Genomic DNA, 21,424 nt, shown 5'->3' with positions numbered 1-21,424 from the left:
CGGCGACTAGTGCCGGGTGGCAACCCTAATCGATGTCCTCGACAATCGTTCCGTACGGAATGGTGTCGTCAAGGTGCGCCTGGTGCCCCTTCGGAATGAACAGCACACGCACGCCATGGAGCCTGTCGGCGGCGGACTGCATGAGGACCGGGCGGACCATGTCAACGAAGCTTGGGTCCTTGCCGACAAGATATTCCTGGTAGCTGGCTGGTAGCTGGATCATGGCAAAAGAATAGACCCGTTCCCCCTGCATGGGGAGGGTAACGGCTACTTCTGCAGCGCCGGAAGCGGGACTGACGACGCCGGGACCAACGTCGTCGTCGAACCGTCCGGCCTGATGCGCCCCAGTTGAGCGCGGCCAGGCCATCTGGCGCCGGCGGGCGCGTTGAGCGAAGAATATTCTGTGCAGGGCACAACCGGAGGCGTAAGACTGCGTCTTAATTCGATGCCGACTTGAACCGGCCCCCACCCGGCTTCTAAAGTTCTATACAAGTTACCGAGGTAACGTGTCAGCGATCCTCCGCTGTGGTCCTGCCGCCTGTCGGCAGCCAAGGAGGGTGTGGGTGCCCCCATGTGGGCCTGACATTTGCTCACGGACTGCTTTTATTCAGGCGTAACAGTCGCGGCTGCGCCCTGCCGAAGTACGTTCCGTGTTCCCCAAACTCAATTCATTGACCGCACACTGCACGGGCCACCGCCACGGCAGTGCTGCTTTCAATGGCCCATAGCCAAGGACGCAAATGTCACCACCCAGCCTTATTGAGACCCATCCAAATCTTTCCGACACGGCCCCTGTGGCGCTGTCGTATGAGCTCTTCCCTCCCCGGTCGCCCGCGGCTGCGGAAACCTTGTGGACGACCATCCGCGAGCTGGAGACGACGGACCCCGACTACGTGTCCGTCACCTATGGTGCCAGCGGCTCCAACCGGGACACCGCCGTCGAACTCATCAACCGCCTGGTCCTGGAGACCACCCTCCGCCCGCTGGCCCACCTGACCTGCGTCGGCAACACTCCGTCGGAACTTGCCGAAATCATCGGCGAGCTGCTTGACGCCGGGGTGCGCGGCATCCTTGCCCTGCGCGGCGACCAGCCCAAGGACAGCGGCGAGCCGGTCAGCGGTTCCCTCCGCTACGCCCAGGACCTGATCGAACTGATCCGCCGGGTTGAGCAGCGGCGGTCGGCGCTGCTGTGCGCCGGCAAGGTGGCAGTCGGCGTGGCGGCCTATCCTACCCGGCACCCGGAATCCCCGAGCGAGGCGCACGACGTCGAGGTGCTGCTGGCCAAGCAGCGCTCGGGCGCGGACTTCGCCATCACCCAGGTCTTCTTCCACACTGAGCAGTACGCGGACCTCATCACGAGGGCGCGCCGCGCAGGAGTCACGATCCCCATCATCCCCGGTGTCATGCCGCTCACGAGCCTGCGTCGGCTGAAGCGGCTGGGCGAGCTGACGGGCGTCGAACCGGCTCCGGAACTCATCGAGCGGCTGGCGGCGGCGGATTCCGACGCCGAGCGCCTGCGCATCGGTGTGGGCGCCACGGTGGACCTGGCCAACGCGGCACTGGATGCCGGGGCCCCCGGCCTGCACCTGTACACGTTCAATGAACACCAGAGCGCGCTGGAGGTGCTGGACAAGCTCTCGCTCGTCCGTCCGGCACGCTCGGCCAGCCGCCTCAACGCGATCGCCCGCCGCCAGCTCGCCAGCTGACCACGGCCAGCCGACCACTCCCCAAGACTTGCAAGCCTTCCCAACCATTCAAGGAAATTCACATGACTGAGAAGAACACCCCGTTCCCGTCCGCCTCAATCCTCGGCTACCCCCGCATCGGCCGCCGCCGCGAACTCAAGAAGGCCGTCGAAGCCTACTGGGCCGGCAAGATCGACGCCGCCGCCCTCGACGCCGCCGCCAAGGAAATCCAGCTGGGCACTGCCAAGCGCCTGCAGGGCCTGGGCCTGATCGAAGCGGCCGCCGTTCCCGGCACGTTCTCCTTCTACGATCAGGTGCTCGACGCCGCCGCTCACCTCGGCGCCGTGCCGGCCCGTTTCGGCAACCTCCTCAACGCTGAGGGACAGCTGGACATCGATGGCTACTTCACCCTGGCCCGCGGCAACACGGACGAGCAGCCGCTGGAAATGACCAAGTGGTTCGACACCAACTACCACTACCTGGTGCCGGAAATCGGCCCGGAGACCAACTTCGCGGTGACCTCCAACCGCATCGTTGAAGAGTTCGAATACGCCCTGGCCAACGGTGTGGAGACCCGTCCCTACATGGTGGGCCCGGTCACCTTCCTGCTGCTCAGCAAGGCTTCCGACGACGCCCCGGCCGGCTTTAGCCCGCTGTCGCGCCTCGAGGATGTACTCCCCATCTACACCGCACTGCTCGAGAAGCTGGCCGCTGCCGGCGCCAGCTGGGTCCAGCTGGACGAGCCGGCCCTGGTTGTTGACCAGGAAACCTCCGCGCAGGAGATCCAGGCCGCCGTTGCCCGCTCTTACGAAGTCCTCTCCGCGGCCGGCCAGCGCCCGCAGCTGTTCGTCTCCGCCCCGTACGGCGCCCTGAACGGCCAGCTCGGCACCCTCGCGGCCACCAACATCGACGCCCTGCACATCGACGTCTTCAAGGGCGCCGTCCCGTCCGCCGCAGCACTGGCGGCACTGGGCAGCAAGACCCTGGTTGCCGGCGTCGTGGACGGCCACAACATCTGGCGCAACGATCTTGCCGCCTCTGCCGACAAGATCGCCGAACTGAAGAAGTCCGTGGCCAAGCTGGCCATCAGCACGTCCACCTCCACCCAGCACGTCCCGCACGACGTCGAGGAAGAGGCACAGCTGTCCGAGCAGCTCCGCAGCTGGCTGGCCTTCGCTGACCAGAAGGCTGTCGAGGTTGTCGCCCTCGCAGGCCTGCTGACCGACGTCGCGTCCGTGCAGCCGGCCATCGATGAAGCCACCCGCATCATCGCTTCCCGTGCCGCCGCCGAGGGCGTCCAGCGCGTCGACGTCCGGGCACGCACCGCAGCCCTGACCCCGGCCGACTTCAATCGCTCCGAGTACTCGGTCCGCGAAGCCGCCCAGGAAGAGGCACTGCACCTGCCGCCGCTGCCCACCACCACCATCGGCTCCTTCCCGCAGACCTCCGAGATCCGCTCCGCCCGTGCCCGCAACAACAAGGGCGACCTCACCAACGAGCAGTACGAGCAGCTCATGAAGGACGAGATCAAGCGCGTCGTCGACCTGCAGGAAGAGCTCGGCTACGACGTCCTGGTGCATGGCGAGCCCGAGCGCAATGACATGGTCCAGTACTTCGCCGAGAATCTGGAAGGCTTCGACGTCACGGTCCACGGCTGGGTCCAGTCCTACGGCTCACGCTGCACCCGCCCGTCCATCCTCTGGGGCGACGTCACCCGCAGCGCCCCCATCACAGTGGCCTGGGCCGAGTACGCCCAGTCGCTGACCAGCAAGCCGATGAAGGGCATGCTCACCGGTCCGGTCACCATCCTGGCCTGGTCCTTCGTCCGCGACGACCAGCCGCTGGGCGAGACCGCCAACCAGGTTGGCCTGGCGCTGCGCGACGAAATCGCCGACCTCGAAGCCGCCGGCATCAAGGTCATCCAGGTGGACGAGCCCGCCCTGCGCGAACTCCTTCCCCTGCGCAAGGCCGACCAGGCGGCTTACCTGGACTGGTCCGTGAACTCGTTCCGTCTGGCCACCGCCGGTGCTGCCGATGCCACCCAGATCCACACCCACCTGTGCTACTCCGAGTTCGGCGCCATCATTGACGCCATCGACGGCCTGGACGCGGACGTCACCTCCATCGAGGCCGCCCGTTCACGCATGGAGGTTGTCCACGACCTCGAGTCCCACGGCTTCGGCCGCGGCGTGGGCCCGGGCGTCTACGACATCCACTCGCCGCGCGTCCCGGGTGAGCAGGAAGTCACCGAGCTGCTCAGCACCGCCGTGAAGCACGTCCCGTCCCGCCAGCTCTGGGTCAACCCGGACTGCGGCCTGAAGACCCGCGCCGCCCGCCGTCGGCGTTTAATCATCGATTGCTGAGCAAACGCCGTTTTGAGCCCTCAAAAGGGCCGCTATGGAGCAATCGATTCGAATTGGGGGTGGGTTCAGGACTCCCAGACGATTTCGTCGTCCACCACGCCGTCTTCATCCGCAGACGCCACGAGCACTTCGTCGGTGAAGTGGGAACCCAGCGTGAAGTCGAGGACGAAATAGCGTTCGGGCTGGCCCGGGTAGATTCCCACGTGGCCCAGCTTCAGGGCCTTCAGGAACACCGCATTGGTGAGCTGGCTTTTGTCTGAGACGCCGAAGACCTTCTGCAGGTGCTCGTCCTTGATGGCATTGCAGTGGAAGCGGAGATACTCCTGGGGGCTCGTCCCGTCCTGCTCCAGCTCTTCCGCGATCATCTCCCGGACCTCATCCACGAGCTCGGGCAGGTAGCGCAAGCGGTAGTCCACCTTGTGCATGGCCGCCTCATCGAAGTGGTCATGGGCGTTGATGTTGAGGTCCAGCTCAAGGCGTTGGCCAGCCAGCTCATGCTCCGCGGCGACGTTGTGGTCCCGGCCGTGGTTGAGCTCGATCTCTCCGAAGTGCTGGCTCGCTACCTTGGTGGTCATATCTTCAACATAGACCCGAATAGCGGTGCATTCCAGCATCGGGGATTATTTATCTGGAGACCCCAGGCTGCCCAGCGTGTCAGCCAGCAGGTCCACGAAGAGCTGCACCCGGGCAGTCTTCTTGTCGTTGATCAGCAGTGCGAAGACGTTGCGAGCCAGCCTGATCTCCGGGACGTCCAGCACCACCACGCCGGCCGGCCGGTGGCGCAGCGCAAGCTCAGGTACCAGTGCGGCACCCAGCCCGGCGGCCGCCATTTCAAGGCTGGCGTGGAAGTCATCGCTGTAGGCCACCACGCGGGGGTGCAGGTTGCAGCTGGCGAAGAGCCGTTCGATCACCGTGGCGTCGCTCGTGCCCGGGTGATGCATGATCCAGGGCATGTCGGAGAGGTGGTCCGCGGCCACTTTGGCCTCAGTGCGGAAGCCCCATCCGGTGGGTAGGACCACGCGGAAATTGTCGTCGCCGATCCACTGCCGGTTGATGGTGTGCGGCCACGCGAGCCCGGACTGGCCCACCTGGTACACGAGCGCCACGTCCACGTCGCCGCCTGTACGCAGGCCCTGGATCGTCTGGGCGGGTTCGGCCACGGAAACCCGGAGGTCGATGCCGAGACCTTTCCACGCCGGATTCTTCAGGATCCGCGGGAGGACGTAGGTGGCAAGGCTGGGAAAGATTCCGAGCCTCAGCTCCTGGCTGGTGGTGTCGTGGGTCTTGGACGCGGCGGCCATCAGCGCTTCAATGTCGGTGAGGACCTTGGCCGCGTGGCGGGCCATCACCAAGGCGGCATCGGTGGGCACCACGCTCCGTGCCGAACGCTGGAACAGGTGCACTCCCGTGTCCCGTTCCAGGGCCGACATCTGCTGGGATACGGCCGAGGCAGTATACCCGAGCCTGCTCGCCGCGGCCGCGAAGGATCCCAGCCTGGTGACCTCCAGCAAGGTCCTCAAATGTACGGGGTTAACCACCAGCTCACCTTACTCTCGGTGCCGTTTGCAGCGAAAAAATTGCCCGCCCATCCGTATGACTGATGGCTCCGAATAGCCCCTGAGTAGTCAATCAGCGGCAGCTGTTCAGCAAAAGGAGCAAAGATTGTCACCCAGCCCAGCACGGAGTGGAGACGAGAGCCGGCGCATCGCCGTCGTCGGCAGCGGGGTGGCGGGCCTGACGGCCGCGCACATCCTCAGTCGGCGTGACCACGTCACCCTCTTCGAGGCGGAAGCCAGGCCCGGCGGCCACGCCCACACCCACGACGTCCCGCAGACTTCGGGGACGCTCGCCGTGGATACGGGCTTCATCGTGCACAACAACCGCACCTACCCCAACCTCATCCGGCTGTTCGGCGAACTGGGTGTCGAAACGCAGGATTCGGACATGACCATGAGCATCAGGTGCGACGGCTGCGGCCTCGAGTACGCCGGGGCCAAGGGAGCCGCCGGCGTGTTTGCCCGGCCAGCCAACCTGCTGCGTCCCCAGTACCTGCGGATGCTGGCCGAGATCCTGCGCTTCTGGCGAAAGGCGCGCGCACTGCTGTCCTCCGCCGCCGCAGAAGACGGCGAGGAAACGCTGGGCGCCTTTCTCGACCGGGAAAAGTTCAGCGACTACTTCACAGCCCACTTCATGGCGCCGGTGGTGAGCGCCGTGTGGTCCTGCGACCCGACGACCGCGCTCGCGTATCCGGCACGGTATCTCTTCACCTTCCTGGATCACCACGGCATGCTCGGCATCAAGGGTTCGCCGCAGTGGAAGACCGTGAAGGGAGGCTCGCGCAGTTACGTTGACCGCGTGGTCGCGGGTTTACAGGAGGTCCGCCTCGGCAGCCCCGTGCTGGCGGTGCGTCGCACCGGATCCGGCGTGGAAATCACGACGGCGGCCGGCACCGAAGAGTTCGACGCCGCCGTCGTCGCCGCGCACCCGCGCGAGGCACTGGCCATGATGGCGGAGCCGACGCCGGACGAAGTCAGGATCCTGGGCGACATGCCCTATTCTGTGAACCACATCAAGTTCCATCGTGATCCCGCCGTTCTGCCGCGCACCGAAGCGGCCCGCGCGTCCTGGAATTACCGGCTTCCTTCCTGCGGGGCCCGCCCGGACCACGTGCTGGTCAGCTATGACCTCACCCGCCTCCAGCGGCTCAGCCCGGACGACGGCGGCAGCTATATCGTGAGCCTTGGCGAATCCGACCTCATCAAACCGGGAGCCGTACTGCAGGACCTCGTCTATGAACACCCCCAGTACACGCCGGAAACTGTGACCGCGCAGGGCCGCCTTGATGAACTCGGCGACTCCCGGCTCGCGTTCGCCGGCGCCTACCACGGCTGGGGCTTCCATGAGGACGGTGCAGCGTCCGGGGTTCGGGCGGCAGCGCTGCTGGGCCGGGACTGGGAAGCGCCCGCAGACCCGCACGAGGTGCCGGAAGCCGGGCGGCCGGCGGAGCTTGTCCCATGACGGCGGCCATCTACCGCACCAGCATCCGCCACGTGCGGCGGGATCCGCTGGAGAACGCCTTCACCTACCGAAGCTACAGCTGGTTCGTGGACCTTGACGCGTTGCCCCTGCTGCCCTGGTGGCTGCGTCCGCTCGCCGGTTTCCATGCCAAGGACCACCTGGGGGACCCGGCGGCCAGCATCCGGGAGAACGTTGACCGCTTCCTCGCCGTCAACGGTGCGAAGCCCGACGGCGGCAAGGTCACCATGCTGGCCAACGCCAGGGTGCTGGGACAGGTCTTCAACCCCATCAGCCTCTTCTGGTGCCACGGCGCTGACGGCGCGCTGCACGCCGTGATCGCCGAGGTCCACAACACCTATGGCGAACAGCACTGCTACCTGCTGCATCCGGATGAGTCCGGACGTGCCAGGACCGACAAGGACTTCTACGTCTCCCCGTTCAACGAGGTGGACGGCAGCTACCTGATGAACCTGCCTGAACCTGACGGGAACCTCGCCGTCGCGGTGGTGCTGGAACGTGCCGGGCGCAAGCCGTTTACCGCCACCATGACCGGGGTCGGACAGGCCGCCACTCCGCGCAGCATCCTCGCCGCGGCGCTCGCCGTTCCGTTGGCACCTCTCCGCCTTGTGCTGCAGATCCATTGGCAGGGAATCAAACTCTGGGCCCGCGGATTGCCCATCATCAACCGCCCCCACCACCCATCACAGGAGGCAGTCTCATGACACTCACAGACCCGACCTACCAGGGAAACGCATCCGGTCCGTTCCGGATCCCGGCTGCTCCGGCGGCCATCGACGCCGAGGTGTGGCCCGGCGTCGCCCGTCCTCCTGCAGGAGCGAAGGCGGTCCTTGCCGGCAAGGCGGCCGGCGCGCTGTTCAGGGGTGCCGCCCGGCGGCTGCCGCTGCGCGTTGAGTACCCCGACGGGTCCGTGCTGGGGACCGGGGACGCCGGCTCGCCGGTGATGACCATGGTCAGGCCGGAGGATTTCGACGCCCGCATCGGCGACAACGGCCTGATCGGGCTGGGGGAGTCCTTCATGGCCGGGGACTGGGAGGCGTCCGACCTCGCCGGCGTCCTGGAGGTCTTTGCCTCCTCGCTGGACACGCTCATCCCGGTGCCGCTGCAGAAGCTGCGCAGCCTCTACCTGCCGCGGGCGCCCCGCCAGGAACGCAACACGGAGCAGAACACCCGGGGCAACATCTCGCGCCACTACGATCTCTCCAACGAGCTCTTCTCCAACTTCCTGGACACCACCATGAGCTACTCCTCGGGGCTGTTTGCCGCCGGAGCCGGCCCGCTACCGGAAGTCGGCTGGGATGCACTGGCCTCCGCCCAGCAGGCCAAGATCGACAGGCTGCTGGACAAGGCCGGGGTGGGCCAGGGGACCCGGCTGCTGGAGATCGGCACGGGCTGGGGTGAGCTCGCCCTGCGCGCCGCTGCCCGCGGCGCTACCGTGTACACGGTGACGCTGTCCAGCGAGCAGCAGGCCCTGGCACAGCAGCGCATCGAGGAAGCCGGTTACTCAGGCCAGGTCACGGTTGCCCTGCAGGATTACCGCGCGGTGGAAGGCGAGTACGACGCCGTCGTCTCCGTCGAAATGATTGAAGCGGTGGGCTATGAGTACTGGCCGGTCTACTTCCAGACCATCGACCGGGTGCTGGCTCCCGGCGGCAAGGTGGCCATCCAGGCCATCACCATGCCGCACGGCCGCATGCTCGCCACGCGGAATGCCTACACCTGGGTGCACAAGTACATCTTCCCCGGCGGGTTCCTTCCTTCCGTGCGGGCGATCGAGAGCGTCACCGAGCAGCACACCACGCTCCGTGTCCGGGAACGCCGGGGGATGGGTGACCACTACGCGGCCACGCTGCGGCTGTGGGAGGAGCGGTTCCTGGTCCGCTCCCGCGAAGTGCGGGAGCTCGGGTTCGACGAAGTCTTCCAGCGGATGTGGCTGTTCTACCTGTGCTACTCGCGGGCCGGTTTCCAGTCCGGCTACCTGGACGTGCAGCAGATCGTCCTGGACCGCCGGGAGGCACAGCTCTAGATTTGCCGTTTCCTTAATCACAAGGAGGGGCCCGGAAGCATGCTTTCGGGCCTCTTCTGCGTGCCCCGGACCACAATTCCTGGCATGCGCGGGCACGTTCGACACGCCGTCTTCCGCACGACACGCAGGCGTTTAAATGTGTCTAAGTACTCCACAGGGTGTGGATTTCGTCCTCGAAAAAGCCGGAAATCCGGACATTTTGGCGACCCTTGCCTGTGGATTAAAAGTGCATTAAATGACATACTTGTAATACATCATCTAGGGGTTCCGCTGGGGGCCTTGCACTACATGTAGTATCGACATACAGATTGAGCGGGAGACCGGCGCAGCCAGTATCGGACAGGGATTTCAGTTCCAGGCCGATTCCAGTTCCAGGCCAGAGTCCACCGCAACGATGAACAAAGACTTCAAGCAAGACAAGACGTCAAGAGTACAGAAGCAGTGACTTCGACAAAGGGGACAGGGACCATGACCGTTACGGTTTACACGAAGCCGGCCTGTGTTCAGTGCAACGCAACCTACCGCGCGCTGGATAAGAAAGGCATCACCTACCAGAGCGTGGACATCTCCCAGGACGCGGACGCCCTCGAGCGCCTGAAGTCATTGGGATACATGCAGGCTCCGGTTGTCGTGACGGACCAGGACCACTGGTCAGGCTTCCGCCCGGACAAGATCGAAGAGCTGGCGCTGAGCGCCGCCGCTTCGGTGGCCTAGGCTTCATCCGCCGTTTCCGGCAAAGAACTTTACGTAGATGAGGTGACCCCCATGGCAGCGCCGGCACTTGCCGATGCGCCGTTCGCAGCGGATGTTGCGAATACGACGCCCATGAACCGGACATCCAGTCACCTCATCTACTTCTCCTCGTCCTCCGAGAACACCAAGCGCTTCATCGACAAGCTGGGTACGGACGCCGCCAGGATTCCGCTGCATCAGAAGGACCAGCCGCTCACGGCTTCCGAGCCGTTTGTGCTGGTACTCCCGACGTACGGCGGAACCGGCGGCGAAGGCTCCGTACCCAAGCAAGTCATCAGGTTCCTGAACAACCCGCTGAACCGCAGCCTGCTCAGGGGCGTCATCGGGGCGGGAAATACGAATTTCGGGGACAACTACTGCATGGCGGGGGACATCATCGCTGCCAAGTGCCAGGTCCCGCACCTATATCGTTTCGAACTCATGGGGACGCCGGAAGACGTCGACCGTGTACAAAAAGGATTGGAAGAGTTTTGGACACGACTGTCGCAGACACAGAAGTAACCAGGTCCGAAGGAAGGGACACGCCCATGGATTCGGTCGCCGGTGCGGTTGAACAGCAGGAGAAGCCGGCACTGCCCGCCGCCTACAAGGGCCTGGGCTACCACGAGCTCAACGCCATGCTGAACCTGTACGGTCCCAACGGCGAGATCCAGTTCGAGGCGGACCGTGAGGCCGCCCACCAGTACTTCCTGCAGCACGTGAATAACAACACGGTCTTCTTCCATGACCTCGAGGAGAAGCTCGACTACCTGGTGAAGAACCAGTACTACGAGCGCGAGACTCTCGACCAGTACACGATGAACTTCATCCGTGAGCTCTACAACCGCGCGTACAAGAAGAAGTTCCGCTTCGAGACCTTCCTGGGCGCGTTCAAGTTCTACACGTCCTACACGCTGAAGACGTTCGACGGCAAGCGTTTCCTCGAGCGCTACGAGGACCGCGTTTGCATGGTGGCCCTGCACCTGGCCCGCGGCGACGAGCAGCTGGCGCTGCAGATGGTTGACGAGATCATCGAGGGCCGCTTCCAGCCGGCCACCCCCACGTTCCTGAACGCCGGTAAGCGCCAGCGCGGCGAGCTGGTCTCCTGCTTCCTGCTCCGCATCGAAGACAACATGGAGTCGATCGGCCGCTCCATCAACTCGGCCCTGCAGCTGTCCAAGCGCGGCGGCGGCGTGGCGTTCGCGCTGACCAACATCCGCGAGGTTGGCGCGCCCATCAAGCAGATCGAGAACCAGTCCTCCGGCGTCATCCCCGTGATGAAGCTCCTCGAAGACAGCTTCTCCTACGCCAACCAGCTCGGTGCGCGCCAGGGTGCCGGCGCCGTGTACCTGCACGCCCACCACCCGGACATCTACCGGTTCCTGGACACCAAGCGCGAGAACGCGGACGAGAAGATCCGCATCAAGACCCTCTCGCTCGGCGTCGTGATCCCGGACATCACCTTCGAGCTGGCCAAGAAGGACGAGGACATGTACCTGTTCTCGCCGTACGACGTCGAACGGGTCTACGGGATGCCGTTCTCCGACGTCTCGGTCACCGAGAAGTACTACGAGATGGTGGACGATTCCCGGATCAAGAAGACCAAGATCAAGGCCCGAGAGTTCTTCCAGACCCTCGCCGAGATCCAGTTCGAATCCGGCTACCCGTACATCATGTTCGAGGACACCGTGAACCGGGAAAACCCGATCGACGGCAAGATCATCATGTCCAACCTGTGCTCCGAGATCCTCCAGGTTTCGCAGCCCACGACGTACCATGACGACCTGTCCTACGACGAGACCGGCAAGGACATCTCCTGCAACCTGGGGTCGCTGAACATCGCGAAGACCATGGATTCGCCGGACTTCGGCCTGACCATCGAGACGGCCATCCGCTCGCTCTCGGCTGTTTCGGACATGTCCAACATCACGTCGGTTCCGTCCATCGCCCGCGGCAACGACCAGAGCCACGCCATCGGCCTGGGCCAGATGAACCTGCACGGCTACCTGGCCCGCGAGCGGGTTCACTACGGTTCCGAAGAGGGCCTGGACTTCACCAACATCTACTTCTACTCGGTGGTGTACCACGCGGTCCGTGCCTCGAATAAGCTGTCCATCCAGACGGGCCAGACGTTCGGCGGGTTCGAGAAGTCCAAGTACGCCTCCGGCGAGTTCTTCGACAAGTACACGAACCAGGAATGGGTCCCGCAGACCGCCAAGGTCGCGGAACTGTTCAAGAACATCCACATCCCCACCCAGGATGACTGGCGCGAGCTGAAGGCTTCCGTCATGGAGCACGGCATCTACAACCAGAACCTGCAGGCCGTCCCGCCGACGGGCTCGATCTCCTACATCAACAACTCCACCTCCTCGATCCACCCGGTGGCGTCCAAGATCGAGATCCGCAAGGAAGGCAAGCTGGGCCGCGTGTACTACCCGGCGCCGTACCTGACGAACGACAACCTGGAGTACTACCAGGACGCGTACGAGATCGGCTACGAGAAGGTCATCGACACCTACGCCGCTGCCACGCAGCACGTGGACCAGGGCCTGTCCTTGACGCTGTTCTTCAAGGACACCGCCACTACGCGCGACATCAACAAGGCCCAGATCTACGCCTGGAAAAAGGGCATCAAGACCATCTACTACATTCGTCTCCGCCAGCTCGCGCTGGAAGGGACCGAGGTGGATGGCTGCGTCAGCTGCATGCTTTAAGATTCAACTAAATTGTGACAGTACGACGGCGGGCAGCCGCCCGCCGTCGTACGCTTAACTTAACGAAGAACCCAACTTTTAGGGGATGACATGACCGAAAAGGTCAAGCTGCTTAGCCACGTCGAGGCGATCAACTGGAACCGCATCCAGGACGACAAAGACGTGGACGTCTGGAACCGCCTGGTCAACAACTTCTGGCTCCCGGAGAAGATCCCGCTGTCCAACGACGTCCAGTCGTGGGCGACGCTGACCCCAGACGAGCAGCAGCTCACCATGCGCGTGTTTACCGGCCTTACCCTGCTGGACACCATCCAGGGCACCGTCGGGGCCGTCAGCCTGATCCCGGACGCGATCACCCCGCACGAAGAGGCCGTCTACACGAACATCGCCTTCATGGAGTCCGTGCACGCGAAGAGCTACTCCTCCATCTTCTCCACACTGGCCTCTACCAAGGAGATCGACGAGGCGTTCCGTTGGTCCACCGAAAACGTAAACCTTCAGAAGAAGGCCCAGATCGTCATGGACTACTACCAGGGCGACGATCCGCTGAAGCGTAAGGTGGCCTCCACGCTGCTGGAGAGCTTCCTGTTCTACTCGGGCTTCTATCTGCCGATGTACTGGTCCTCACGGGCCAAGCTGACCAACACGGCCGACCTGATCCGCCTGATCATCCGCGATGAGGCCGTGCACGGCTACTACATCGGCTACAAGTTCCAGAAGGGCCTCGAGGGCCTGTCCGAAGAGCGCAAGCAGGAGATCAAGGACTACACCTTCGAGCTGCTCTTCGAGCTGTACGAAAACGAAGTCCAGTACACACACGATCTCTACGACTCCGTCGGCCTGGCCGAGGACGTCAAGAAGTTCCTGCACTACAACGCCAACAAGGCGCTGATGAACCTGGGCTACGAGGCCATGTTCCCGGCTTCCGTCACCGACGTGAACCCGGCCATCCTCTCCGCGCTGTCGCCGAACGCGGACGAGAACCACGACTTCTTCTCGGGTTCGGGTTCGTCTTATGTCATTGGCAAGGCCGTCAACACTGAGGATGACGACTGGGACTTCTAGTCTTCTTCTGCTGTGAGATGTCGACCTAAGCTGTGAGATGTCGACCTAATTGGAAGAATCGCTTCCTATTTGGAAGAAACTCGTCGCCTAGTTGGAAGACTTCCAATTAGGCGTGAGACCGGAAGCTAGTTAGCGATTCACCGGATAACTGGCTCATCGCAATCGGGAGTGTAGTTGGGGTCCGAATTCGTTCGCTTCGAGCAGGCTGCGCGCGGTGGCAGACTGTGGTCAGGCCAAGGGCGTTGAAGGTTGCGTAGGACGCATTGAGTCCTTCGGGCGGCCAGTGTAGCAACTTCCATCATTGGAAACGTCGACTCTACCGGGCACCGACACACCACGCCCCGGCCACACGGCGAAAAGCCACTTTTAGGAGAAAGCGTTGCCGCTCCCCACTGACATATCAGTTCCAGGCGCGTTGACGCCGATTGAGTTTCGAGCAGGTCTATCTACAGTTATCGTTGGCGCCAACAGGTCCGGTAAAACAAAATTGGCGGTTGAGTGCGAACGGCAGCTCGGGGTCACTAGGCACCGTATCTCGGCGCAGCGGATGCTAGCGATTGATCCGTCAATCGAAAAAATCAGCGAGGAGGCTGCCCGAGGTCAGCTCCGTTACGGATACGCTAAACCGAGCGAATATGGCAGCCTAGAAGTAGCGCGTGACAACCAACGATGGGGCCGAGCTCAACCTCGCTTCATACTTAACGATGCAGGCGCCCTACTTCAAGTGCTCTTCGGAGAGCAAGCGAATACGGCTGTTAGCGCCTACAATGCCGCTGCGGATGGCGTTCCGATCGCAAGCGGCGATACTTTGATGCGCAAGTTGAAAGCGATTTTCCATTGGGTGTTGCCAAACCGCGAGTTATACATCAAGGCTGACCACATCACGGTTTCTCCCGTTACAGACGAGACAGTCGGCGAGCCTTACAGCGTCACTGAAATGAGTGACGGCGAATAAGCGGTTTTTATATGCTCGGCCAAACGCTGGTCGCCGACCACAGCTCAGTCTTCATCATGGACGAGCCCGAGATTCACGTTCACCGCTCCATCCTCGGCCGTCTTTGGGACGAATTGGAAGCCGCGCGTCCAGATTGTGCCTTTCTCCTGATCACGCACGATTTAGAGTTCGCAGCATCGCGCGCCGGCAAGAAGCACGTAGTGCGGAGCTATGCACCCACTACCGGTTGGGTCATCGAAAACGTGCCCGAGGCGGCAGGCTTCAGCGAGGATCTCGTGCCATTGATTCTTGGCAGCCGCAAACCGATCCTTTTCGTCGAAGGCGAACAGGGCAGCCTCGACCTTGCCTTCTACCGCGCTTGTTATCCCGCCTGGACGGTCGTGCCTCGCGGCGGTTGCGAAGGCGTGATTCACTCGGTCGTCACCATGCGGCGCAATGCAGCGTTCACCCGAATCCAGTGCGCTGGATGGTTGACGCGGACGGCCACGACGAAAGCGACCGTGCGAATCTCGCTGCCCACGGCATCCAAATACTGCCCGTGGCGGAGATCGAGAACCTTCTCCTGCTCCCTACTGTCTCGCGCGCGATCCTAGAGATGAACGACCTCGAAGGGAATGAGTTAGAAACGAAACTCGCTGAGCTAAAGGCAGCAATCCTCGCCGATGCAACGATCGAGAAAAACGTGAGTGAGGTTGTCCTGAGCTATTGCCGTCGACGCATCGACAGAATGCTCAAGCAGATTGACTTCTCAGCGGACAAGTCGATCGCGGACCTCACTACCAGTTACGCCGCCCGGACGGGCGAGCTGGACGTCTCCGAGCTCGCCTCCGATATAGAAACGAAGATAGCCGCCGCTGTTAGCGCCGGTGACCTCGCCGCTCTGCTGGCGGTTTACGATCGCAAGAAGCCCCTTTTGGCACTGGCATCGTCCCACCTCCGCAACTGGAAGGTCGAGGTGTTCAGTGCTTGGACTACGCGCGCTATTCAGAGTACGCGTGACGACCGACTTCGCCGAGCCATTAGCTGCGTAATTCCGGACGTCACTGCCTTTTGAAAACGCTTGCCCCTCATCCAAGGTGAATTTGGTGAATTCGAGATTTGACTATCGATAAAGGTGACTCGCAGGAAGCTTGATGCGCTCCGAAAACCTGCGTGCCGATGAAAGAACCGGGCACGAGCCCTTTTGACCAGCCGGCCGCCGGCGTAGGCAAGGGCTTGTTCGACGCCCGCCTGTTCCTGCGCGTGGAGCTGGCCTCGTGTCGTCCAACAAAGGCGCCGACCACGCCAGGAATGTGCTGGTCAATGAGATCGAAGAAGCTGAACTTCGATTCCTGCCAAGGGATATGACGCTCGCGCCGAACCGGTCAGGAACTAACCAGCTGGTGGTGCAGCCAGACGCTCTCATCACTTCTCCAGGCTCTTTTGTCCTTGTTGAGGCCAAGCGTGTTCGATCGAGTTCCTTCCAGCCAGAGCAGCTGGCAAAGGAATATGTGGCAACGATGGCGCATGTAGCTACACGCACTCCTCGGGCTTCGAGGAAGCCCATCTCCGGGCAGCCCTCCGTGCTATCGCAGGGAAACACCCCGCCTGGGGCTGGCGGAAGGCCCGCTGGCACCTGCTGGCCCAGTCCGAGTGGGACGGCGTGGTGCTGAACAGGAAGCGCGTGCGCCGGCTCTGGCGCGATGAAGGGCTGGCCTGTAAACCCAGGGCGCGGAAGAAGCGCCGCACCGGGCCCGCCGGGGAGCAGAAACGGCTCATAGCCGAGTATCCGATGCATGTGGTCAGCTTCGACTTCCAGTCCGACGTGACCTCCTGCGGCTGGCACATCCGGTCCTTCAACGTCATCGACGAATACACGCGCACCGCGCTGGCCATCATTCCGTGCCGGCCTTTCAAGGCCTCGGACGTGGTCGCGGTGCTGGAGGACGTCATCGACGAAACCGGCACCGCTCCGACCTACGTCATGTGTGACAACGGGCCGGAATTCACTGCCGCCCGCGCTACTCGAGTGGTGCAATACCGCCGGGGTCGACACCGCATTCATCGACGCGGCACCCTGCCAGAACGGCTTCATCGAGTCCTTCAACGCCCAATTCAGAAGGGAACAACTCTCCGGAGAAATCATGGACACCATGTCCGAAGCGAAGTATTTGGCCGAGGAATGGAAAGCTATCTACAATCATGAACGGCCCCACGGATCCCTGGACGGCATGACACCGAAACGCGACTGGGAAACCTGGACGCAAGAAAACCAATTAGCTATCGCATAGGCGCTGGACTGCTAACGGGGCCAAACCAGTGCCTTGAACTGTCGAACGATTAGGGCCGGGGTGAAGACTTCGACGATGAGCTCCGCTTCGGAATCCTCTGAGCGTCTGACCGCGGTCTCCGCAGGTCGGGGGCCCAGATCAAGCGGATGAAGGTCCTCGGTGGTTTGGCGCGTTCCAAGGGATGGATTGACCAGTTGTTGTCGTATTCTCAGACCAGATAGGCCGAAGAGGGGCGGTCCTGGTGGACCGCCCCTCTTCTTTCTTATTCCCGCGCCCAAGAAAACCTGGATCAACCAACCAAACGAAACCTCAAACTGTCACAGACAGCGTGATCTATTCCCGAATCCCGCGAAGGTCAGTTGGCCGCTTGGTTCCACCGGCAAGCCAACCGAGACGACCTACAATCCCAGCCACCAGACCGCCGTGCTGTGAGGCATTTACGAAATCGAGAGGTTGGCGCTGACGCTCCACTTGGACCAATCCGTCCAGATGTCAAGGTCTCTCGAGCCTTCCTGGATGGCAGCCTTGTGGAAGACTTCCTCGTTTCCGGGCTCCCCGTTGACGAGCGTGCGGACGTTGTTGATGATCAGCGTCTTGCCGGCCCCAACATGGTATTTCCATGACGATGCACCCAAGAAATCGTTGCCGTCGAAGGGGGGCCAATACGTGTAGTCATCTTCCCAACGTTCTTGCTTGATGTTCACGTCCCGGGCCTTCTCGCAGTACACCTTTATCTTGTAGTTGACCTTCGTGACCTTGTAAATGGTGTATCCAGCGAATTCGGGCTTCAGTGCTTTGACCGTGCAGACAGTTTTGGTGGTGGCTGCCTGGGCCGGGGCGGCCAAGGCGAAGGGAACGGTTGTCAGTGCGAGCGAAGCCGCGGCTATGAGAGCAATTTTCCGGCGTGCAGTGCGGGATTCTTTTGTTGGTGTTCCTTTGGAAAACATGATTAACGCTCCTGGGTGATGATCGGGTGGACGTCCTTGGCTCATGTGTCACATAGCGATGGCAGCAGCCGTGTCGGTCCTAATTGGTTGGAATTGGATAAACCTCGAGAGGCCCAAGTTCCGTTTCCGGATTCGTTTAATCCGGTAACTCCATGTTGCGTCGGCGTGGGAATTGGGCACTTCCGTGCCAGCACGGTTTCCGAGAAGCAGGCTCCCCGGAAACGCCCCGCGGCGACGGTGTTCCGAATCCGCCCCTGTCGTGCACAACCCTATTGACGAGCTGGGCAGTGGGACGTGGAGACTGGCCAGCCCCTCGGCCAACCGGCCGACCGATCGGCGAACCGCTGATTGGACATAAGAACAGGGTGGTCAGTGTGGCGTTTAGCCCCGATGGGAACCGGATTGCCTCCGCCAGTGCCGACGGCACCGTCCGGCTGTGGCCAGGGCCCCCAGTCTGGCCAGACGTGCTATGTGCAAAGCTCACCCTGAACATCAGCCACGAACAGTGGCGTGAGTGAGTCTCACCGGGCATCGATTTCATCGAGGTTTGCCCGAGCATGGCCGTTCCTGCTGGCAGCACGACGGCCAGTCATGTCGCGGAAACCGGGCTGCCCCAGCGGTAGGTATCGGCAGGAATATCCTGAGGAATGCAGGAAAGTAAGGGGGCCCAATCACCTCACATGGGGCGCGACGAATGTCCCAATTTTCGTAGCACTGCAGCGCTTCAAAAAGACTGTCTCAGCAACAGGGAACCACACGCGCTGCCCGGCCCCTCCTATCACGGCCGGTACGCCTGCAACCTCCACCGGCAGGGGAAACGAGAGCCTTCCCATGCTGTAAATGGTCCACCTGAGCACCGCACTGCAATGACCAGTTCAAGTCGCCCCGAAACCTCATCGTGATTGCTTGAGGAACACTACCGCCGGGCGCTTGCAGGGACCCTGCTTCTCGGAAAAGCGTGCTGGCACGGTAGTGCCCAATTCCAACGCGGACGCAACATAGAGCTACGGGGTTACACGGATCCGGAACCGGAACTTGGGCCCTCGAGGTTTATCCATTTCCAATCAATCAGGAACCGACCCTTTCTAGTCACGGGAACATCAAAAATGATAAGCATCATGTTTCGCGGCGCCGGCGATGCCCCAGGCCTCCCCGGCGGACCAGCTCTCGCCATCCCCACCAGCCCCGGGTCCGCCACAGTCAACGCGGCGAGGGTTCGACAGCCTAGAACCCCGGCATCAAACACCATGCCGGGCTCCTGCAGCCTGGCCGCGCAGGAGCGGGTCAGGGATGCCGCGTATGACGCGGTCGAGAAGGTCCTGAACAGCCTGTTTCAGCCATTGAGCCCGCAGGCCCTCGCAACACGGTGGAACGATGCTGCAGACGCCATGACGAAACACCTTGAAATAAAGAACATCGGCCGATAGAAATTAGTCGATGGAAACAGAATTGGACTTACGCCATGCAGAACCCGGCGATGCCGAAGAGCTCGGGGACCTTCACCCCCGGTGCCGGCGCGAAGCGTATGCTGGCCTGCTGTCGGCAAACTTCTTCGAGCAGCAGAACCCCGCGGACCGCATTGCGCAGTGGTCCCAAATTCTCACGGGACCACATGCTGCCCGGCATTGGGTCGCCGTGCATGACGGACGCCTGATCGGATTTTCTGGCTCCATACCCCCGGCACAAGCTCAGTCACCGAGCTCTGGGGCATCTATCTACTCTCCGCTTATCACGGTTCTGGGCTCGGACAACGGCTCCTGGAGGCCACCATTGGCACGGAAAATGCGATGCTGTGGGTGGCCCAAGACAACCCGCGAGCCCAAGCGTTTTATCGACGTAACGGCTTTAGCCCCAATGGTACGAGAAAGGTCGTCGAAGACTGGGAAGGAATTCCTCTAATCCAGATGAGCCGCTGATACATATTGTCCGAAGCCAGAGAGACGCAAGTTGCGACTGCAAAGCCTAGTTTTGAGACGACTGTACACATTCCTGCACTCATTTCGGCCCTGGAAGTCGCAAGCGCAACAACCTTCCAGATCCTCGGTCACCGCAGTCGAAGGAGCAGGTGGTCTCAGGTGAACGAACAAGGCACTGGCAAGGCACCCGGATCCAGGTCGCGGGACTTTGGATCACGGCATGCAGCGTCGCCCCGCCGCTGCTCCGAACCGTGTTCGACGTGCTCGAAGTTATGGGACGGTGAGCGGCTGGAGATGCTGGGCGTTCCAAGTGCCAGAGCGTTTGGCAACCCCGTCGGTACCCTGCCGATTCATCGCAATTACAGATTCTGCAAAGTTTTGAACTACTGGAACGCCGGTTATCGGCGTTGAAATATCGCCAGAAACGCGGGGGATAAAACGCTTTCCGACGGGGCCGGGGTGTGTTCTCCGCGGGAGCCGGAAAAGGACGTGCCCGCATCCACGCCGCGGTGCATCAAACAGCCGCGCAAAAGCCCGTGGCGCTCTCTGGCTTGATTAGAGCTTTGCAGGAGCGCAACTGGCCCGCAATTCCGAGCGCTTGGCGGAACAGATTGATTGTAGGCACCAATCCCGATTCGTCGATCTGTCGAAGGATGAACTCAGAGGACTAGACGCCTGCAGCTTTTCCATAGAGGAATCCCAGCAGCCTAACGGAGTTCCTGGGTTTCAGGTGATTTCCCTACGAGGCAGCTCACGCTCACCAGAAACTCCATACATGATTTTAATTCTTGCGGGTCGCCGGCGATAGCCCTCGACGAGACTCACGAATAGTGCTCGCGAAATGGGGTGCGTGCCTCATTTTGGAAATGCTCGCGAAACGGGTCCGGCTCCGGGTGCTGCTGGGACCATGATGGATGGGCCAGGGGTTGTCGTTGTCAGCGCGCAGGGAGATCACCAGGGCGTCCGCGGGGGAGTATGCGCGGGCGACGAAAAAGGCAAGGGGCAGATTCTGGATGATCTCGTCGCTGTCACTGGCTGGTCCCGGGCCAATGCCCGCCGCGCCCTGTCCACGGCGCTGAAGCGTAAGACTCCGGTCCGGAAGGCGCGGCGGAAGCCTCGGCCCCGGACCTATGGATATGACACGCTGACGGCGCTGATCAGGGTTTGGCGGCTGGCCGGCATACCCTCGGGCAAGTATCTCGCGGCGACGATGGGACTGTGGCTGCCGAAGCTGGAGGCCTGCGGTGAGCTGAAGAACGTGCGGTTCAGCCCCGGAGTCCCGGACCAGCTGATGGCCGTCTCCGGGGCAACGATCGCGGACCGTCTGCCGTTCCCGCTCACAGGCCTGGACACCGATAACGGCGGGGAGTTCATCAACCATGCCATCGTCGGCTGGGCAACGGCACGGGACATCTACTTCACCCGGGCCAGGCCCTACAAGTCCAACGACAACGCCCATGTGGAGCAGAAAAAATGGGGGCATCGTGCGCCGGCACGCCTTCCACTACCGGTACGACACCACCCTGGAACTGCAGCTCCTGAACGAGCTCTACGCCCTGGTGCGGATCCGGTTCAACATGTTCACCGCCACGAAGAAGGCCGCCGGCTGGAGGGAGAACCGGAACGGGCACAAGACCCGCAGCTACGATCGGCCCCGAACCCCCTACCAGCGGGTCACTGACTCCGGTGTGCTCACACCAGGGAAAGCCGCCGAA

19 protein-coding genes and 1 pseudogene are annotated in these 21,424 nt (G+C 62.3%); 16 read left to right on the top strand and 4 right to left on the bottom strand.

Annotated features, from left to right (window positions below; all coding sequences use genetic code 11):
• Positions 1-25 precede the first annotated feature (25 nt).
• Positions 26-223: a hypothetical protein gene (locus AC1DD3_RS08415; RefSeq protein ID WP_476881405.1), complete on the bottom strand. Its 198-nt coding sequence runs from the start codon at positions 221-223 to the stop codon at positions 26-28.
• A gap of 517 nt (positions 224-740) precedes the next feature.
• On the opposite strand from AC1DD3_RS08415, the gene AC1DD3_RS08410 reads away from it, so the two are divergent.
• Together AC1DD3_RS08410 and metE are read left to right on the top strand one after the other, a co-directional pair.
• Positions 741-1,706: a methylenetetrahydrofolate reductase gene (locus AC1DD3_RS08410; protein ID WP_476881404.1), complete on the top strand. Its 966-nt coding sequence runs from the start codon at positions 741-743 to the stop codon at positions 1,704-1,706.
• Between the two features lie 62 nt (positions 1,707-1,768).
• Positions 1,769-4,048 carry a 5-methyltetrahydropteroyltriglutamate--homocysteine S-methyltransferase gene (gene metE, locus AC1DD3_RS08405; protein WP_476881403.1) on the top strand — a complete coding sequence of 760 codons (2,280 nt, stop codon included), beginning with the start codon at positions 1,769-1,771 and terminating at the stop codon, positions 4,046-4,048.
• 65 nt (positions 4,049-4,113) lie between these two features.
• On the opposite strand, the gene AC1DD3_RS08400 is transcribed toward metE, so the two are convergent.
• Together AC1DD3_RS08400 and AC1DD3_RS08395 are read right to left on the bottom strand one after the other, a co-directional pair.
• A complete protein-coding gene (locus AC1DD3_RS08400) occupies positions 4,114-4,623 on the bottom strand; it encodes a DUF2004 domain-containing protein (protein ID WP_476881402.1) in 510 nt (169 codons plus the stop codon).
• 45 nt (positions 4,624-4,668) lie between these two features.
• On the bottom strand, positions 4,669-5,586 hold the full coding sequence (locus AC1DD3_RS08395) for a LysR family transcriptional regulator (protein WP_476875602.1): 918 nt from the start codon (positions 5,584-5,586) through the stop codon (positions 4,669-4,671).
• A 124-nt stretch (positions 5,587-5,710) separates the two neighbouring features.
• On the opposite strand from AC1DD3_RS08395, the gene AC1DD3_RS08390 reads away from it, so the two are divergent.
• From AC1DD3_RS08390 to AC1DD3_RS08345, 10 genes and pseudogenes are all read left to right on the top strand, one after another.
• Positions 5,711-7,066 carry an NAD(P)/FAD-dependent oxidoreductase gene (locus tag AC1DD3_RS08390; RefSeq protein ID WP_476881401.1) on the top strand — a complete coding sequence of 452 codons (1,356 nt, stop codon included), beginning with the start codon at positions 5,711-5,713 and terminating at the stop codon, positions 7,064-7,066.
• A complete protein-coding gene (locus tag AC1DD3_RS08385) occupies positions 7,063-7,788 on the top strand; it encodes a DUF1365 domain-containing protein (protein ID WP_476875600.1) in 726 nt (241 codons plus the stop codon). The genes AC1DD3_RS08390 and AC1DD3_RS08385 overlap by 4 nt, the downstream gene beginning before the upstream one ends.
• Positions 7,785-9,110 carry a class I SAM-dependent methyltransferase gene (locus AC1DD3_RS08380; RefSeq protein ID WP_476881400.1) on the top strand — a complete coding sequence of 442 codons (1,326 nt, stop codon included), beginning with the start codon at positions 7,785-7,787 and terminating at the stop codon, positions 9,108-9,110. Before AC1DD3_RS08385 ends, AC1DD3_RS08380 begins: the two co-directional genes overlap by 4 nt.
• A gap of 468 nt (positions 9,111-9,578) precedes the next feature.
• The gene (nrdH, locus tag AC1DD3_RS08375; protein ID WP_056625338.1) at positions 9,579-9,824 is read left to right on the top strand and encodes a glutaredoxin-like protein NrdH; all 246 of its coding nucleotides are present in this window, start codon (positions 9,579-9,581) and stop codon (positions 9,822-9,824) included.
• Between the two features lie 111 nt (positions 9,825-9,935).
• A complete protein-coding gene (gene nrdI / locus AC1DD3_RS08370) occupies positions 9,936-10,364 on the top strand; it encodes a class Ib ribonucleoside-diphosphate reductase assembly flavoprotein NrdI (RefSeq protein WP_230119642.1) in 429 nt (142 codons plus the stop codon).
• Between the two features lie 26 nt (positions 10,365-10,390).
• Entirely contained in the window at positions 10,391-12,556 is a 2,166-nt protein-coding gene (gene nrdE / locus AC1DD3_RS08365) for a class 1b ribonucleoside-diphosphate reductase subunit alpha (protein ID WP_476881399.1), read from the top strand.
• A gap of 90 nt (positions 12,557-12,646) precedes the next feature.
• Positions 12,647-13,621, top strand: a complete 975-nt coding sequence (gene nrdF, locus AC1DD3_RS08360; RefSeq protein ID WP_024368367.1) for a class 1b ribonucleoside-diphosphate reductase subunit beta — start codon at positions 12,647-12,649, stop codon at positions 13,619-13,621.
• 547 nt (positions 13,622-14,168) lie between these two features.
• Positions 14,169-14,576 carry a hypothetical protein gene (locus tag AC1DD3_RS08355; RefSeq protein ID WP_230119611.1) on the top strand — a complete coding sequence of 136 codons (408 nt, stop codon included), beginning with the start codon at positions 14,169-14,171 and terminating at the stop codon, positions 14,574-14,576.
• A gap of 466 nt (positions 14,577-15,042) precedes the next feature.
• A complete protein-coding gene (locus AC1DD3_RS08350) occupies positions 15,043-15,630 on the top strand; it encodes a hypothetical protein (RefSeq protein WP_230119610.1) in 588 nt (195 codons plus the stop codon).
• A 477-nt stretch (positions 15,631-16,107) separates the two neighbouring features.
• Positions 16,108-16,846, top strand: a pseudogene (locus tag AC1DD3_RS08345) (IS3 family transposase); the annotation flags it as partial.
• A gap of 437 nt (positions 16,847-17,283) precedes the next feature.
• Here the strand turns inward: AC1DD3_RS08345 and AC1DD3_RS08340 are convergent.
• Positions 17,284-17,793: a hypothetical protein gene (locus AC1DD3_RS08340; RefSeq protein ID WP_230119609.1), complete on the bottom strand. Its 510-nt coding sequence runs from the start codon at positions 17,791-17,793 to the stop codon at positions 17,284-17,286.
• A 152-nt stretch (positions 17,794-17,945) separates the two neighbouring features.
• Here AC1DD3_RS08340 and AC1DD3_RS08335 point away from each other — a divergent pair, with 152 nt between their 5' ends.
• From AC1DD3_RS08335 to AC1DD3_RS08320, 4 genes are all read left to right on the top strand, one after another.
• Positions 17,946-18,311 (top strand): WD40 repeat domain-containing protein, encoded by a 366-nt coding sequence (locus AC1DD3_RS08335; RefSeq protein WP_354962162.1) that lies wholly within the window; start codon positions 17,946-17,948, stop codon positions 18,309-18,311.
• 600 nt (positions 18,312-18,911) lie between these two features.
• On the top strand, positions 18,912-19,220 hold the full coding sequence (locus AC1DD3_RS08330) for a hypothetical protein (RefSeq protein ID WP_230119608.1): 309 nt from the start codon (positions 18,912-18,914) through the stop codon (positions 19,218-19,220).
• Between the two features lie 231 nt (positions 19,221-19,451).
• Entirely contained in the window at positions 19,452-19,709 is a 258-nt protein-coding gene (locus tag AC1DD3_RS08325; RefSeq protein ID WP_354962164.1) for a GNAT family N-acetyltransferase, read from the top strand.
• A 907-nt stretch (positions 19,710-20,616) separates the two neighbouring features.
• Positions 20,617-21,390 (top strand): hypothetical protein, encoded by a 774-nt coding sequence (locus AC1DD3_RS08320; RefSeq protein WP_230119606.1) that lies wholly within the window; start codon positions 20,617-20,619, stop codon positions 21,388-21,390.
• Positions 21,391-21,424 lie beyond the last annotated feature (34 nt).

Source organism: Arthrobacter sp. 05T444, assembly GCF_056395905.1.
The sequence above is the reverse complement of the archived record's forward strand: the minus strand, read 5'-3'. Positions and strand labels throughout refer to the sequence as shown.